Source organism: Pseudomonas sp. Irchel s3h14, from assembly GCF_900187425.1.
GTDB lineage: Bacteria > Pseudomonadota > Gammaproteobacteria > Pseudomonadales > Pseudomonadaceae > Aquipseudomonas.
The window spans coordinates 44,625-59,899 of record NZ_FYDJ01000023.1 but is presented as its reverse complement, the minus strand read 5'-3'; the positions used below and the strand labels follow the sequence as shown (position 1 = coordinate 59,899).

The 15,275-nt window shown below is 57.6% G+C and carries 14 protein-coding genes; 7 read left to right on the top strand and 7 right to left on the bottom strand.

Annotated features, from left to right (window positions below):
* Positions 1-162: 162 nt before the first annotated feature.
* Entirely contained in the window at positions 163-1,587 is a 1,425-nt protein-coding gene (locus CKW16_RS27585) for a gamma-aminobutyraldehyde dehydrogenase (RefSeq protein WP_095132344.1), read from the top strand.
* 243 nt (positions 1,588-1,830) lie between these two features.
* The gene (locus tag CKW16_RS27580) at positions 1,831-3,315 is read left to right on the top strand and encodes an APC family permease (protein ID WP_056743403.1); all 1,485 of its coding nucleotides are present in this window, start codon (positions 1,831-1,833) and stop codon (positions 3,313-3,315) included.
* Positions 3,316-3,359: 44 nt separating this feature from the next.
* On the opposite strand, the gene CKW16_RS27575 is transcribed toward CKW16_RS27580, so the two are convergent.
* Together CKW16_RS27575 and CKW16_RS27570 are read right to left on the bottom strand one after the other, a co-directional pair.
* A complete protein-coding gene (locus CKW16_RS27575) occupies positions 3,360-3,986 on the bottom strand; it encodes an RloB family protein (protein ID WP_095132342.1) in 627 nt (208 codons plus the stop codon).
* 2 nt (positions 3,987-3,988) lie between these two features.
* Positions 3,989-5,242 (bottom strand): ATP/GTP-binding protein, encoded by a 1,254-nt coding sequence (locus tag CKW16_RS27570; RefSeq protein WP_095132341.1) that lies wholly within the window; start codon positions 5,240-5,242, stop codon positions 3,989-3,991.
* A gap of 439 nt (positions 5,243-5,681) precedes the next feature.
* On the opposite strand from CKW16_RS27570, the gene CKW16_RS27565 reads away from it, so the two are divergent.
* Positions 5,682-6,194, top strand: a complete 513-nt coding sequence (locus tag CKW16_RS27565) for a Bro-N domain-containing protein (protein WP_095132340.1) — start codon at positions 5,682-5,684, stop codon at positions 6,192-6,194.
* Positions 6,195-6,290: 96 nt separating this feature from the next.
* The gene (locus tag CKW16_RS27560) at positions 6,291-6,494 is read left to right on the top strand and encodes a hypothetical protein (RefSeq protein WP_095132337.1); all 204 of its coding nucleotides are present in this window, start codon (positions 6,291-6,293) and stop codon (positions 6,492-6,494) included.
* Between the two features lie 10 nt (positions 6,495-6,504).
* On the opposite strand, the gene CKW16_RS27555 is transcribed toward CKW16_RS27560, so the two are convergent.
* The gene (locus tag CKW16_RS27555) at positions 6,505-6,690 is read right to left on the bottom strand and encodes a hypothetical protein (RefSeq protein WP_008151642.1); all 186 of its coding nucleotides are present in this window, start codon (positions 6,688-6,690) and stop codon (positions 6,505-6,507) included.
* A 391-nt stretch (positions 6,691-7,081) separates the two neighbouring features.
* On the opposite strand from CKW16_RS27555, the gene CKW16_RS27550 reads away from it, so the two are divergent.
* Positions 7,082-8,707: a glucan biosynthesis protein D gene (locus tag CKW16_RS27550; protein ID WP_095132335.1), complete on the top strand. Its 1,626-nt coding sequence runs from the start codon at positions 7,082-7,084 to the stop codon at positions 8,705-8,707.
* Positions 8,708-8,917: 210 nt separating this feature from the next.
* On the opposite strand, the gene CKW16_RS27545 is transcribed toward CKW16_RS27550, so the two are convergent.
* From CKW16_RS27545 to CKW16_RS27535, 3 genes are all read right to left on the bottom strand, one after another.
* The gene (locus CKW16_RS27545) at positions 8,918-10,024 is read right to left on the bottom strand and encodes an NADH:flavin oxidoreductase/NADH oxidase (RefSeq protein WP_095132333.1); all 1,107 of its coding nucleotides are present in this window, start codon (positions 10,022-10,024) and stop codon (positions 8,918-8,920) included.
* Between the two features lie 187 nt (positions 10,025-10,211).
* Positions 10,212-11,921 (bottom strand): single-stranded-DNA-specific exonuclease RecJ, encoded by a 1,710-nt coding sequence (gene recJ, locus CKW16_RS27540; protein ID WP_095132331.1) that lies wholly within the window; start codon positions 11,919-11,921, stop codon positions 10,212-10,214.
* A gap of 66 nt (positions 11,922-11,987) precedes the next feature.
* On the bottom strand, positions 11,988-12,530 hold the full coding sequence (locus CKW16_RS27535; protein WP_007897614.1) for a YaeQ family protein: 543 nt from the start codon (positions 12,528-12,530) through the stop codon (positions 11,988-11,990).
* A 147-nt stretch (positions 12,531-12,677) separates the two neighbouring features.
* Here CKW16_RS27535 and CKW16_RS27530 point away from each other — a divergent pair, with 147 nt between their 5' ends.
* Both CKW16_RS27530 and CKW16_RS27525 read left to right on the top strand, forming a co-directional pair.
* Complete coding sequence (locus CKW16_RS27530; RefSeq protein ID WP_095132329.1) at positions 12,678-13,877, top strand: CaiB/BaiF CoA-transferase family protein; 1,200 nt, start codon at positions 12,678-12,680, stop codon at positions 13,875-13,877.
* A gap of 58 nt (positions 13,878-13,935) precedes the next feature.
* Positions 13,936-14,799, top strand: a complete 864-nt coding sequence (locus tag CKW16_RS27525) for a TIGR02285 family protein (RefSeq protein ID WP_371918059.1) — start codon at positions 13,936-13,938, stop codon at positions 14,797-14,799.
* Between the two features lie 170 nt (positions 14,800-14,969).
* On the opposite strand, the gene CKW16_RS27520 is transcribed toward CKW16_RS27525, so the two are convergent.
* Entirely contained in the window at positions 14,970-15,257 is a 288-nt protein-coding gene (locus tag CKW16_RS27520) for a DUF3509 domain-containing protein (RefSeq protein WP_033056390.1), read from the bottom strand.
* Positions 15,258-15,275 lie beyond the last annotated feature (18 nt).

The window sequence follows — 15,275 nt, the reverse complement described above, 5'->3', positions numbered from 1 at the left end:
TCTAAAGTGGGAGCGGGCTTGCTCGCGAAGGGGCCATCACATTCAACATTGATGGTGCCTGATGCACCGCTTTCGCGAGCAAGTCGAATCGTCGCACCGCCGCTCCCACATTTGGGCCGGTTCCGACAGAGAAAAAACAACAGTTCCGAAGAGGACAAAGCCATGCAAACCAAACTCTTGATCAATGGCCAACTGATCGACGGCGAAGGCCCCGCCCAACCGGTGTTCAACCCGGCCCTCGGTCGTGTGTTGGTGGAAATCAACGAAGCCAGTGAAGCCCAGGTCGATGCCGCCGTGCGTGCCGCCGACAGCGCCTTCGAAGACTGGTCGCAAACCACGCCAAAAGAACGTTCGCTGCTGCTGCTCAAACTCGCCGACGCCATCGAAGCACACGGCGAAGAGCTGGCCAAACTGGAGTCGGACAACTGCGGCAAGCCTTACAGCGCTGCACTTAACGACGAGATCCCGGCGATTGCCGACGTGTTCCGTTTCTTCGCCGGCGCCAGCCGTTGCATGAGCGGTTCAGCGGGCGGTGAATACCTGCACGGTCACACCTCGATGATCCGTCGCGACCCGGTCGGCGTGATCGCTTCCATCGCGCCGTGGAACTACCCGCTGATGATGGTCGCCTGGAAAATCGCCCCGGCCCTCGCGGCGGGTAATACCGTGGTGCTCAAGCCGTCGGAACAAACCCCGCTGACCGCGCTGCGTCTGGCAGAACTGGCGTCGGATATTTTCCCGGCCGGTGTGCTTAACCTTGTGTTCGGTCGTGGGCCTACGGTTGGCAGCCCACTGGTCACACACCCGAAAGTGCGCATGGTCTCGTTGACCGGCTCAATTGCCACCGGTTCGAACATCATTTCCAGCACCGCCGACAGCGTCAAACGCATGCACATGGAACTGGGCGGCAAAGCCCCGGTGATCATCTTCGACGACGCCGACATCGACGCCGCCGTGGAAGGCATTCGCACCTTCGGCTTCTACAACGCCGGCCAGGACTGCACCGCCGCCTGCCGCATCTACGCGCAGGAAGGCATCTACGACAAATTCGTCGAGAAACTCGGCGAAGCAGTCAGCAGCATCAAGTACGGTTTGCAGGACGATCCGTCGACCGAACTCGGCCCGTTGATCACCGCGCAACATCGCGACCGTGTGGCCGGGTTTGTCGAGCGTGCCGTGGCGCAGCCGCATATCCGATTGATCACCGGCGGTAAGGCTGTGGAAGGCAATGGCTTCTTCTTCGAACCAACGGTGTTGGCCGACGCGCAACAGGACGACGAAATCGTCCGTCGTGAAGTGTTCGGGCCGGTGGTGTCGGTGACCAAATTCGCCGATGAAGCACAGGTACTGGGCTGGGCCAACGATTCGAACTACGGCCTGGCGTCGTCGGTCTGGACCTCGGACGTCGGTCGTGCGCATCGCTTGTCCGCACGCTTGCAGTACGGCTGCACCTGGGTGAATACGCACTTCATGCTAGTCAGCGAAATGCCCCACGGCGGTCAGAAACTGTCCGGTTACGGGAAGGACATGTCCATGTACGGGCTGGAGGACTACACCGTCGTTCGGCATGTGATGTTCAAACACTAAAAGCATCGCGAGCAAGCTTTGCTCCTACAGGATTGAGTCGTTTCATTGATCGACACAAGACCCGTAGGAGCAAGGCTTGCCCGCGATGGCGTCACTGCTAATTCAAGGAAGACACCGGCAACACGCACCATCAGGTTCCACCCCCAAGAAGCCAAAACAATAACCACCGATCCGGGCAGCGCCGTCATGGCTCTGCCACGGTTTCGGACATCCGAAATCTGCCGATTTTCCGGAGCTAACACCATGGATTCAACACCCGAACTCGCTGTACCCGTCGCTGACAGCGATGCCGAGCAACTACGCAAGCTGGGTTACACCTCGAACTTCAATCGCAGCATGAGCCTGTGGGAAAACTTCGCCCTGGGCTTCACTTACCTCTCTCCGGTCGTAGGGGTTTATACCCTGTTCGGCCTGTGCCTCGCCGCCGGTGGGCCACCGATGTTCTGGGCCTATTTGCTGGTCGGTTGCGGCCAGTTGCTGGTGTGCCTGATCTTCGGTGAAGTGGTCTCGCAGTTCCCGATTTCCGGCGGCGTGTACCCGTGGGCTCGTCGCTTGGTGGGCAAGCGCTGGGCGTGGATGGTCGGCTGGATCTACTCCATCGCCCTGTGCGTCACCATCGCCGCCGTTGCGGTGGGCGCCGGTCCGTACCTGGCCGCCATGATGGGCTTTGAACCGAGCAACAACACCAACATCGTCATCGCACTGTTCCTGACCTTGTTCGCCACCCTGGTCAACCTCAGCGGCACCAAAGTGCTGGCACGGATCGCCATGTTCGGCTTCCTCTGTGAACTGGTCGGTGCGGTGATCGTCGGCGTTTACCTGCTGATCTTCGAGCGTCATCAATCGATCAGTGTGTTGTTCAACACCTTCGATATCAGCGTCGACGGCTCGTATCTGCCGGCGTTCCTCACCGCCTCGCTGGCGGGGATGTTCCTGTACTACGGCTTCGAGGCCTGCGGCGATGTGGCCGAAGAAACCCCGAACCCAAGCAAGCAAATCCCGGTGGCCATGCGCATGACCATCTACATCGGCGGCATCGCGGCGATGTTCGCCTGCCTGGCGCTGATCCTCGCCGTGCCAGACATGCAAGCGGTGATCAACGGCACCGACAAGGACCCGGTCACCACCATCCTCAACAACGCCTTCGGCCCGGTCGGTTCGAAAGTGGTGATGGGCGTGGTGATGATTTCCTTCATCTCCTGCGTCATCAGCCTGCAAGCGGCGGCGAGTCGTCTGCTGTATTCCTACGCTCGGGATGAAATGGTCATCGGCAGCTCACTGCTGAAGAAGATTTCCCCTACGACTCAGGTTCCGGTTGCTGCACTGTTCGTGTCCGGTGTCCTGCCGGCACTGATCATTGTGCTGGGCTTCTTCCTGCAGGATGCGGTGGCAACCATCGTCAGCTTCGCAGCCATCGGCATCTACCTGGCGTTCCAGATGATCGTGCTCGCCGCGTTGTATGCGCGCATGAAAGGCTGGAAACCGAGTGGCAAATTCACCCTCGGCGCCTGGGGCTGGGCAGTGAACATCGGCGCGCTGGTTTATGGCGTGGGCGCGATCATCAACATGGCCTGGCCGCGCACGCCGGATGCTGCGTGGTACATCAACTATGCGATGGTGTTGAGTACTGCGATCGTGATTGGGTTGGGGCTGGTTTACATGTGGCTTGCCAAGCCGTATGACCATGGGACTGCGCCTGCGGGGGATGCTTGGAAGGTTAGTCGATAAGGGTAATTACCCTGCCCGTAGTGATGCGGGCAGGGTTTGAAGTGTTAGATCGGCAGGGGTTTGGAGAGAGTTTCGAATTCGTCCATCAGCAAATGGATTTCGGTGCTGGGGTTGGGGTCGCCGCTGATAGCAACGTCCTCGATAATCTTTGGTGCCAAATCTCTCGCCCTTTGGAAGGGCTCACCTAAAAGTTGTGCGAAATAGTTGGTGTCTTCGCCTTTCTCGTATTTATCCATGCTGGGTTTTTCTCTGAGGCTCTTGGCCACCAAGTCGCCTGGAGAGTGCTTCCCAACCGCTCGAAATGGCTTTCGATTGAAACCGAAGTGCAGAAGCAGCCAAAACTCAAAACAGGGGTACGAAGCGATGACTTTGATTTTCGGATGAGACTTCGCCAGATTTATCGCTCGTTCAAAACACAGATGTGTATCGCGATCCAATGCACAAAACACCTTGTCGAAGCCTTTCTGGCGGGCTATTGCTGTTTCTACAATGCCGCTTGGGTGTGTGACGCCACAGTGGGCAATTTCCACTTGAGCTTTGGCGCGAAAATGAAATGCAGCCTCCTCCAGATATCGCTTTCCTGACTTGCTGTCTTCACAGAGGATCAACACTTTGGGTTGAGGCTTGAACCGCGGTGCCTTTCGATCAAATAGCCGTATCGAACGCGCCATGATCAACCCCGCCTTATCAGTGGCAACCCGCGATAACGGCCTTCAAAGTAACGCTTTTCGACATCCTCCCCTTCCCGTCCTTCAAAGTCGTAAACAGAAAAAAGGCAGGTTGCACCGTTAGCGTCTCTTTCGGTGATCCAGAACTGATCGCGTCGAAGCGCTTTGGCGTTCATTAGATGAGTGTCGTGAGTGGTAAAGATCAGTTGAGTATCCAGCCCACTGTCCAGGTGTTTCTCAATCAAGTCCGCGACTATTGAGGGATGAAGGCTGCTGTCCAACTCATCGACAGAAAGTATCCCGCTACCATCGGCGTGATTGATCATGAACCAGGGCAGCCAGAACCCAATCAGGTTTTTCGTACCGTCGGACTCCTCGGAAAAATCAAACTCCGCACTGCCTAAAAGACTCGTATGCGTCAGGGTTACTTTGTCTTTTTGGGCGGCTGCGAAGAACTCTTTCAGTGTGAGTTTTTTGGTGCGTTGAACAGACTCTGCGTCTTCGGTGTTGAGCCGGATCGCTGACACCGGGATATCCACTTCTTTTAGAAAGTCTCGTAAATCATGTGTGTAATCCGATGCCATCCGAAGAAATCTGATGGACGCTGCTGACAGCCCCATCATGTTGTTCTGCTCAATAACGAGTAGACCGGTTTGAAACCAGCTAAACGGCCTCCGCAACTGGGTTAACTCTTCGCTACTGTTCGCAACCGCCTGTGAAATAAACAACATCTTGGGGCTCGTCAGACGCCGCCAAGCGTTGTGCACCTCTTTACCGCCCTCAAGGCTTGAGCCAAAAACATAATGCTCCCCCTCATCAACAAAGCGACGCGAATACAACAGTGTTTCCTTACCTTTTGGATAGGAAACCAATTGTTCCTCGATAACCCGCTGCGCCGTCATGCGCAGAACAAACCGATATCGGACCCCGCGTTGAATGAAGTTGTACTCAAAAGAACTGGGTTCGTTTTGAAGTTGCGGGTCAAAACGAAATGGCGAGACCGGTAACGGTTCATCATTTGATGTAGGTATCGAAGCGAGCAAACTCCCCATGACCCCCATTGCCCGGATAAGCGAAGATTTACCGGATGCGTTCGGTCCGTAAATCGCCGCCACCTTTAATAAATCAGGCAGTTTTTCTCCATTTACGATGGGTGTGAACACGTTGCGCTTTTTGCTCAAGCGCGGCGTCGCAGCCATGGACAGGGTTTGTTTGTCACGGAAGGAGCGATAATTGGAAACTGAAAATTCGATCAACATGTAGCAAACCTGCAGTTCGTTCCTGAATACGGGAAAACTATAGGAAAAACCACGGCTGTGACGCTGTTTGACTGCACCTCATGCAAAAACAGGCAATTCCTACAGATCGAACCTTCCGGCATAGACACCGATTCCTACAGCATGCGGCGCCAAGGTAGACTTGGCGCCGCGAGCGCCTTGCAGATAGGCTTCAACCCGTCGCTGCAAAATCAGCGACCCGGGGTCGAAGCCGGTAAATCATCAACATGGCGCATCCGCGCCCCCATAGAAACTGGGGCAACTTTTGCCTTTCAGCTTCGCTTTATGGTGGGCCGTGTGGCGCGGGCCTCTTGGCTTGCATGTTGATCGAGAATGTCCCGACTTCGAACGCCGCACGGTCCGCCACCCAAATCTGTCGAAGGATTAGTGGCGGCTCCTTTTTCAACATGGAGTCGAAAAAATGCATACGCACACACCAAGTCCGTCTGAAATCCATCCGTACTTCACCCCAACCATCTTCACCCGCCACAACCGCTTCCTCCACGCCATCATGCAGGACAACCAAGCCTGGTTCTGCGTCCAGGACCTCGGTCGCCTGATGGGCCGTCCGATGGACCAACGCCTCACCCTGAAACTTGATCCGGATCAGCGTCGATACGTCTGGCTGCTCAAGTACGGCAAAACAGTCGAATCACTGATGGTCAGCGAATCAGGGATGTATGCCCTTTTGGTGCACCATTTCGTGCCGGAAAACCGAAACCTGCGTCAATGGTTGAGCAACGTAGTCATCCCAATGCTGCGTGATTCGAAAACGACTCCTGTGGATAACATTCCAAGCCTGAGTTCGTTGCAGTGGGCCGGGATCTCGGTGCCGCTGCTGCATTGGCAGCATCAGGCCTGGGTCAAGTGGCGGGACATGCCTGATCTGATGCAGGCACAACGGCCGTTCACGATCGTGGGCACTTGCAGTTGAAGGTAGAGTGAAAAAATGAAAAAGGGGCAGACTTCACAGTCCGCCCCTTTGGTTTGAATACACCTGTTCAATCTCCCGTAAGAGCAATCCGCAGCCATGAGCAAACCGCGCATCACCAGCCAAAGCGTCACTGAAGTGATTCCAAGTGATAGCGCCTTTTCAGAAAAGTATCTGCAACAGACCATCGAGCAAAAAAATATCGCGGCTCGCCGCCAAGCAATCCAAGAAGGCATCACCGACGCCGAAGCAGGCAAACTGACCTGCCTGGCCACCGTAAAAGCCAAATGGCTTTCACGGTAACCATCCTCGGTCAAAACCGCGAAACACTCCTCATCGCATCCACCAGATACCGCATCGCAATCTGGTCGCTTTCCGACAGCTCCCGATAGCGCTCCAACAACTTCATCTCGTCCGAACTGACCCGACGCCTTCGGCGCACAGTGGTCAGGCAAGGAAGGATTCCCAGCAACTGGGTGATGCCTTGTACTTTCGTCATGGACGATGTCCTTCTATAAGCCCGAGAAAACTTCAAAAACCGCATCGCCCTCTCCTTTTTGTCAGTCGCCGGCCTGAAGGGCAGAAACCGGTCATGACCACAGAATAGAAACTATCCGGGCGCTGAAAAGCGGTTTTTAGAGTAATTAGTCAAAAAAGCAGAAATGCCCTATAAATCAGAAAGTACTGTCGGAAAACTTAACCGACATTTCTTGTTTCATTGCCACGAAGCCAAAGTGCTACCAATCATTTTTTCTACACAACCGAACGGTTTAAGCTATTTGTTATCTGTTTAATGTCCGTTGCGTTTGGCCGAAGGCATGTCCGAACCTTTATTTTTGATCCAGCACGTGCCAGGAACGGCGCGGGATTGTTCACGACAGGTTGAACTTATGCACCGCAGGAATTTGCTCAAAGCATCCATGGCCATCGCTGCCTACACCGGATTATCCGCCACTGGCCTGCTGGCTTCGCGGGCCTGGGCCGGTACTGGCGCGGCGGATGGCGAAGCTCAGGCGTTCGACTTCGAAGCGCTGAAGATCCAGGCCAAGCAGCTCGCCGGCAATCGCTATCAAGACACCAAGCAGGTGTTGCCGCCGACCCTGGCGACCATGACGCCGCAGAACTTCAACGCGATCCGCTACGACGGCAACCACTCACTGTGGAATGACCTCAACGGTCAGCTGGATGTGCAGTTTTTCCACGTCGGCATGGGTTTCAAACAACCGGTGCGCATGTACAGCGTCGATCCCAAGACGCGTCAGGCGCGAGAGGTGCATTTCCGCCCGTCCCTGTTCAACTATGAAAAAACCACGGTCGATACCAAACAGCTCACGGGCGACCTGGGGTTTTCCGGGTTCAAGCTGTTCAAAGCCCCGGAGCTGGACCAGCACGACGTGCTGTCCTTCCTCGGCGCCAGCTATTTCCGTGCGGTAGATGCCTCGGGCCAGTACGGTCTATCGGCACGCGGCCTGGCGATCGATACCTATGCCAAGAAGCGTGAAGAGTTCCCGGACTTCACCAAGTTCTGGTTCGAGACGCCGGACAAGAACAGCACCCGCTTCGTGGTCTACGCCCTGCTGGATTCACCGAGCGCCACCGGCGCTTACCGTTTCGACATCGACTGTCAGGCCAGCCAGGTCGTCATGGGCATCGATGCCCACATCAATGCGCGCACTGCCATCGAACAACTGGGCATCGCGCCGATGACCAGCATGTTCAGCTGCGGCACCCATGAACGACGCATGTGCGACACGATTCACCCGCAAATCCACGACTCGGATCGCCTGGCCATGTGGCGCGGCAACGGCGAGTGGATCTGCCGCCCGCTGAATAACCCGGCCACCCTGCAATTCAACGCCTTCGCCGACACCGATCCGAAAGGTTTCGGCCTGGTGCAGACCGATCACGAGTTCGACAGCTATCAAGACACCGTCGACTGGTACAGCAAGCGTCCGAGCCTGTGGGTAGAACCTACGACCGCGTGGGGCGAAGGCTCTATCGATCTGTTGGAAATTCCTACAACCGGCGAAACCCTGGATAACATCGTCGCGTTCTGGACCCCGAAAAAACCGGTCGCGGCCGGCGACTCACTGAACTACGGCTACAAGCTGTACTGGAGCGCACTGCCACCGGTCAGCACGCCGTTGGCGCGAGTCAACGCGACTCGTTCGGGTATGGGCGGCTTCATCGAAGGCTGGGCGCCTGGCGAACATTACCCGGAAGTCTGGGCGCGACGGTTTGCCGTGGACTTCACGGGCGGCGGTCTGGACCGCTTACCGCAAGGCGCGGGGATCGAGCCGGTAGTCACGTGTTCGAATGGGCAAGTGAAGGATTTCAACGTGCTGGTACTGGATGACATCAAGGGTTACCGCATTACCTTTGACTGGTACCCGACCAATGACAGCGTGGCGCCGGTGGAGCTGCGGTTGTTCATTCGCACCAATGACCGGACGTTGAGTGAAACCTGGTTGTACCAGTACTTCCCGCCTGCACCGGATAAGCGTAAGTACACCTGAGAGTAATTGGGTGTCTGGGCTGGCCCCATCGCGAGCAAGCTCAGCTCCTACAAGGGTATCGTGTCGAACGAAAATGATGTGTTCGACACGTTACCCTTGTAGGAGCTGAGCTTGCTCGCGAAGGCGGAGGAACAGGCAACCAACATTCCGGCACAAAAACGCAAAAGCCCCGGTCAACTCGACCGGGGCTTTTTGGTTTTACAGCATCACTCAGTCGCGCAAATCCGACTCATGAATAGGCTGTTCACGATGGGTGGCACGCTGATACTGCGCCGGCCAGATGGCCTTGCGTCCACCCAGGTCATCATCGGCATGCAGCGGCCAGTACGGATCACGCAGCAGTTCACGGGCGAGAAAGATGATGTCAGCCTGGCAGGTGCGCAGAATGTGCTCGGCCTGTGCCGGCTCAGTGATCATTCCTACCGTGCCGGTGGCAATACCTGACTCTTTGCGCACACGTTCGGCGAAACGGGTCTGATAACCGGGACCTGTAGGAATCTCGGCGTTGGCCGCAGTACCGCCCGACGAGACGTCAATCAGGTCTACGCCCAACGCGTGGAGGCGTCGCGCCAGCTCCACGGTTTCATCCGGGTTCCAGCCGTCTTCCACCCAATCGGTGGCCGACACCCGCACGAACAGCGGTAGCTCTTCCGGCCACACCGCACGCACCGCTTCGGTGACTTGCAGCACCAGCCGGATGCGATTCTCGAACGAACCACCATATTGATCGCGCCGCTGATTGCTCAGGGGCGAAAGAAACTGATGCAACAGGTAACCGTGGGCGGCGTGTATTTCCACCACTTTGAAACCGGCGGTCAGTGCTCGCTTGGCCGAAGCGACAAAGGCCTGAATGACCTCAGCGATCTCGCTTTCATCAAGCTGCTTGGGATGTGTGTGCTGCGGGTCGAAAGCAATCGACGATGGGCCCACCGGGATCCAGCCACCGTCTTCGGGTTTGACGCTGCCATGTTTACCGATCCACGGCCGATGGGTGCTGGCCTTACGCCCGGCGTGAGCCAACTGAATGCCGGCCACAGCGCCTTGTGCCGCAATGAAGCGCGTGATGCGTTGCAACGGTTCGATCTGTTCATCGTTCCACAGGCCGAGGTCCTCGGCGGTGATGCGTCCGTCGGCGGTCACCGCCGTGGCTTCGGTAAACACCAGGCCGGCCCCGCCGACAGCGCGGCTGCCAAGGTGGACCAGGTGCCAGTCATTGGCCAGTCCATCGACGCTGGAGTACTGGCACATCGGCGACACCGCAATGCGGTTGAGCAGGGTCAATTGGCGAAGGGTATAGGGTTCAAGCAGCAGACTCATGGGGCACCTCTCGAATCAGTGGGCAGGCTCCAGGGTTCTGTTTGAAAGTCGACGAGTGACAGGAAAAAGGTGCAGCACCCGCCCCCGCGGGCAAAAAATTCGACAAGACGTCACAAGGATAATCAAGCAGTGCTTAGAGCCTAGTCGACATCGCGGGATGAGGGAGGGTTCACTCTCAAAGAGATCGCTATCGCGGTTCGATATGGGCAATCATCAACTGCACCGTCTCGTTGCCACGAAACTCGTTGAGGTCGAGTTTGTAGGCCAATTCCACCCACTTGATGGTCGGATTCGGCCAGATGTCGCGGTCGATTCCGAAGGCAATGCCATCCAGTTTTACCGAACCACACTCACTCTTCAGCACCACTTTGAGGTGCCGCTCGCCGACCACCCGCTGCTCGACCAACTGGAACACGCCGTGGAACAGCGGCTCCGGAAAATGTTGCCCCCAAGGTCCGGCATGACGCAGGGCTCGGGCCAGTTCCAGGTGGAATTCCTCGACCGCCAACGTGCCGTCCGACAGCAATCGCCCGGTCAGGTCTTCTTCGCGTAATTGCCTACGCACTTCCGCATCAAAGGCTTCGGCGAACAACGGAAAATTCGCTTCCGGCAGCGTCAAACCAGCGGCCATCGCATGGCCGCCGTATTTGCTGATCAGGTTCGGATGCTGCGCCGCTACCACGCTCAACGCGTCGCGAATATGAAACCCCTGAACCGAACGCCCCGAGCCCTTGAGCAAGCCATCGCCGGCATCGGCAAAGGCAATGGTCGGACGGAAATAGCGTTCTTTCATACGCGATGCGAGGATTCCGATGACACCCTGGTGCCACTCGGGATCGAACAGGCACAAGCCGAACGGCATCGACTCGACCGGCAAATCCTTCAGTTGAGCCAGTGCTTCACGCTGCATGCCCTGCTCAATGGATTTGCGGTCCTGGTTCATGCCGTCGAGTTGAGCGGCCATTTCACGCGCCAGACCAGCGTCTTCGGTGAGCAGGCATTCGATGCCCAGGCTCATGTCATCCAGACGCCCCGCCGCGTTCAGGCGCGGGCCAACAATGAAACCCAGGTCGGTAGAGGTGATGCGCGTGTGGTCACGTTTGGCGACTTCGAGGATCGCCTTGATCCCCGGCCGCGCGCGCCCGGCGCGAATCCGCTCCAGGCCTTGGTGCACCAGAATCCGGTTGTTGGCATCCAGCGGTACCACGTCGGCGACGCTGCCCAGGGCCACAAGGTCCAGCAACTCGCCGATGTTCGGCTGCGGCTTGCTCTCGTACCAGCCGAGGCTGCGCAAACGCGCACGCAGGGCCATCAGCACATAGAAAATCACCCCGACGCCGGCCAGCGCCTTGCTCGGAAACTCGCAACCTGGCTGATTGGGATTGACGATGGCATCGGCCAACGGCAGCTCGTCACCGGGCAAGTGGTGGTCGGTGACCAGCACCTGGAGCCCGGCCTTTTTCGCCGCCGCCACGCCTTCAACGCTGGAGATACCGTTGTCCACAGTGATCAGCAACTGTGGTGTACGGGTCAGCGCCACTTCAACGATTTCCGGCGTCAGGCCGTAGCCGTACTCGAATCGGTTCGGCACCAAATAGTCGACGTGCGCCGCGCCCAGCAGGCGCAAACCCAACATGCCCACGGTACTGGCCGTCGCGCCATCGGCGTCGAAGTCACCGACGATCAGAATCCGCTGACGCTGCTCCAGTGCCGTCACCAGCAAATCCACCGCGGCATCGATGCCTTTGAGTTGCTGGTACGGAATCAGCCGCGCCAGGCTCTTGTCCAGTTCAGCCTCGGACAGCACGCCCCGCGCCGCGTACAGACGGGTCAGCAGCGGCGGCAGATCACCGAGGAATGGCAGGGTGTCGGGCAACAGGCGAGGTTCGATGCGCATGGGGTGACAGGTGCTTCTCTTGAATACGTAGGATAAAAACGGGTAACGCGGACCAGCAGCGAATAATCAGCCGCGCTCGCCGCTCAGCCACTGCAATTGGACTTCGTGCTGACCACGGTCGTCGGTGACGAAAATCGTCCCTTCGCTGATCATCACATCCCACTTGATAACCCGGGGCATGTCTTTGGCCAGGGTTTCCAGCACTTCCTGCGGAACAGCAGCGATATGCACGTTTTTCAGGTTCTTGATCGCCGGGATCACTTTGGTCTCCCAGACGCGCAGGCTGCCGTAGGCCAGCAGACTGGTGCGTTCGGTGCGACGCGAGCACCACGTCAGGCGGTCGGCGTCTGGCTGGCCGACTTCGATCCAGTGCAGGACACGGTCGTCCAGGCTCTTTTCCCACAGGGCTGGTTCGTCCACGTCTGACAGACCGCGACCGAACGACAACTGCTCGTTGTACCAGAAGGCGTAGGCCAGCAGCCGCACGGTCATGCGCTCTTCGGTCTCCGAAGGGTGACGGGCGATGGTCTGCTTCACGCTCTCGTACACGCTGCGATCGAGGTCGGTAAGGTTCAGTTCAAACTTGTAGGTCGTGGACGGCTGGGCCATGAACGGGCTTCTTGATACGGGGAAAGGCGGCAAGTCTAACCGATGCGGTAGGCAATCCACGAATTGAAGGCGATCAACCTTGGTCGTCTGACGTTCGGCTATGTTAAAACCCTGTATCCGCTCAACCTTTGTCCTACAGGATCCAGCATGCCGCTCACCGGAAAACCGCTCTCAGGTCTGAAAGTCATTGAATTGGGGACACTGATCGCCGGGCCGTTTGCCTCGCGCATTTGCGGCGAGTTCGGTGCCGAGGTGATCAAAATCGAGTCCCCCGATGGCGGCGATCCGTTGCGCAAATGGCGAAAACTGTATGAAGGCACCTCGCTGTGGTGGTTCGTCCAGGCGCGCAACAAAAAATCCCTGACCCTGAACCTCAAACACCCCGACGGCCTGGCGATCCTGAAAAAACTGCTCAGCGAAGCGGACATTCTGATCGAGAATTTTCGCCCGGGCGTGTTGGAAAAACTCGGTCTTGGCTGGGAAGTCTTGCACGCACTGAACCCGAAACTGGTGATGGTGCGTCTCTCGGGTTTCGGTCAGACCGGGCCGATGAAGGATCAGCCAGGCTTTGGTGCCGTCGGTGAATCCATGGGCGGTTTGCGCTACATCACGGGTTTCGAAGATCGGCCACCGGTGCGCACCGGTATTTCCATCGGTGACTCGATTGCCGCGCTCTGGGGCGTGATCGGTGCGCTGATGGCTTTGCGTCATCGCGAGGTTAACGGTGGCCTCGGCCAAGTGGTGGATGTGGCGCTGTATGAAGCGATCTTCGCCATGATGGAAAGCATGGTCCCCGAGTTCGACGTGTTCGGCTTCATCCGCGAACGCACCGGCAACATCATGCCGGGCATCACGCCCTCCTCGATCCACACCAGTGCCGACGGCAAACATGTGCAGATCGGCGCCAATGGCGACGCGATCTTCAAGCGCTTCATGCTGATCATTGGTCGCGAGGACCTGGCCAATGACCCTGCGTTGGCGAGCAACGACGGACGCGATAGCCGTCGCGACGAGATTTATGGGGTGATTGATCGCTGGGTCAACTCGCTGCCGCTGGACACCATCATCGAGCAGTTGAATCAGGCCGACGTACCGGCCAGCCGGATCTTCAGTGCGCAAGACATGTTCAGTGATCCACAGTACCTGGCCCGGGAAATGTTCCTGAAGGCCAAGTTGCCGGACGGCAAAGATTTCAAGATGCCGGGAATCGTGCCGAAACTCTCTGATACACCCGGCACTTCGGAATGGGTCGGGCCGCAGTTGGGCGAACACAATGCGCAGGTACTCAACGATCTTGGTTACAACAAGGAACAGATCGCAAAGCTGCGTGAAGACGGGGCCATCTAAGCTGAGGCGACTGCTTGCGCGGCCCATCAACCACTGCCTGACCCGCGGTGGACGAGCAGTGTGCGCGTTCGCGTTTTTCCTGTTGCTCGCCGGCCAGGCTCAGCCAACGTTGGCGCAACCGAAGGAAACCCTGGTCTGGTTATTGCGCGACCTTCCACCGCTGATGATTTTCGAAGGATCGAAAAAGGGCCAGGGCGTCATCGATCAACTGTTGCCGCTGCTGATCGCCCGCATGCCGCAATATGAACACTCCCTGATGCGAGTCAATCGCGCTCGTGGCTTGCAAATGCTCCACGAGCCATCCCTCACGTGCGATGCAGCGCTGAACTGGAGCAAGGAGCGCGATGGCTGGATCGCGTTTTCCATCCCGGTCTTTCGGGCCATGAGTAATGGCCTGGCCGTGCGCCGCGTTGATCGGGAGGTGCTGGCGCCCTTTATCAAGGACGGCGAAGTGGACCTGGCGGCCCTGCTCGCCAGTGGCCGCGAGAAACTGGGCATTATTGCCGAGCGCAACTACGGCGAATATCTCGACGCGCTGCTCAAACAAGCGCCAGCCAACTCACTGACCCTCCATTACGGTAACGATGCCTTGGGCAGCCTGTTGCAAATGCAACGCCTCGGGCGCTTGCGGATGCTGTTGGGGTACCGCTCGGAGATCCGCTACCAGGCCCAGCAGCAAGGGATCGCGGAGGATGAATTGCAGTTCTACCCGATTAGCGGCACGGGCAAATACCTGTCCGGTTACATCGGCTGTACCGACACCCCCCAGGGCCGGCAGGCGATCATCGAGATCAACCAACTGCTGCGCACCCTGCCCCACGATCATTTGAGCGAGGCATACGCCGCCTGGCTGGACCCCGAAAGTCGCAGCGACTACCTGGAGGCCAGCCGGGCATTTTTCATACAGCAGGCCGAGCAATGAAAAATCGCAGGCAAAAAGAAACCCCGAGAAGTGGGGAGACGACTCGGGGTTAAACGTGGCCTACATAAAGACCAGTAACAGCAATCTACAAGCACCGGAGCACAATGCTTGATCCTGCTGTTACATGGTCTGACTGACCTAAGCGCAGGAAGGTTCCCACAAAAAACAATTCAATTTCGGTTGGCCAGGATTTTATCCTGAGCAGCATTACGTAACGCCGCGATGACGCAGGGCTCCAGCCGACCTTCGGCGATCAGCACGTCGCGATGCAAACCGTCGACGACATCCGTCAGCAGACGTTTGCTGGTCAACTGGGCCTGATTGAACGCCCGCTCGACCACGATAGCGCCGGTCGCATTTTTCAGTGTCACCAGGCATTCGCCATGGGTCCCCGACGGGGTCAACGTTACCTGATACGGGCTCAGAGCTTCACCGAGCAATAGACTGATACTTTCCATCTCGATCACCACTCATTA

What these genes read in the sequence shown, in the direction of transcription:
- CKW16_RS27585 (WP_095132344.1), top strand. Translation starts at nt 163, where the DNA reads ATGCAAACCAAACTCTTGATCAATGGCCAACTGATCGACGGCGAAGGC.
- CKW16_RS27580 (WP_056743403.1), top strand. Translation starts at nt 1,831, where the DNA reads ATGGATTCAACACCCGAACTCGCTGTACCCGTCGCTGACAGCGATGCC.
- CKW16_RS27575 (WP_095132342.1), bottom strand. Translation starts at nt 3,986, where the DNA reads ATGGCGCGTTCGATACGGCTATTTGATCGAAAGGCACCGCGGTTCAAG.
- CKW16_RS27570 (WP_095132341.1), bottom strand. Translation starts at nt 5,242, where the DNA reads ATGTTGATCGAATTTTCAGTTTCCAATTATCGCTCCTTCCGTGACAAA.
- CKW16_RS27565 (WP_095132340.1), top strand. Translation starts at nt 5,682, where the DNA reads ATGCATACGCACACACCAAGTCCGTCTGAAATCCATCCGTACTTCACC.
- CKW16_RS27560 (WP_095132337.1), top strand. Translation starts at nt 6,291, where the DNA reads ATGAGCAAACCGCGCATCACCAGCCAAAGCGTCACTGAAGTGATTCCA.
- CKW16_RS27555 (WP_008151642.1), bottom strand. Translation starts at nt 6,690, where the DNA reads ATGACGAAAGTACAAGGCATCACCCAGTTGCTGGGAATCCTTCCTTGC.
- CKW16_RS27550 (WP_095132335.1), top strand. Translation starts at nt 7,082, where the DNA reads ATGCACCGCAGGAATTTGCTCAAAGCATCCATGGCCATCGCTGCCTAC.
- CKW16_RS27545 (WP_095132333.1), bottom strand. Translation starts at nt 10,024, where the DNA reads ATGAGTCTGCTGCTTGAACCCTATACCCTTCGCCAATTGACCCTGCTC.
- recJ (WP_095132331.1), bottom strand. Translation starts at nt 11,921, where the DNA reads ATGCGCATCGAACCTCGCCTGTTGCCCGACACCCTGCCATTCCTCGGT.
- CKW16_RS27535 (WP_007897614.1), bottom strand. Translation starts at nt 12,530, where the DNA reads ATGGCCCAGCCGTCCACGACCTACAAGTTTGAACTGAACCTTACCGAC.
- CKW16_RS27530 (WP_095132329.1), top strand. Translation starts at nt 12,678, where the DNA reads ATGCCGCTCACCGGAAAACCGCTCTCAGGTCTGAAAGTCATTGAATTG.
- CKW16_RS27520 (WP_033056390.1), bottom strand. Translation starts at nt 15,257, where the DNA reads ATGGAAAGTATCAGTCTATTGCTCGGTGAAGCTCTGAGCCCGTATCAG.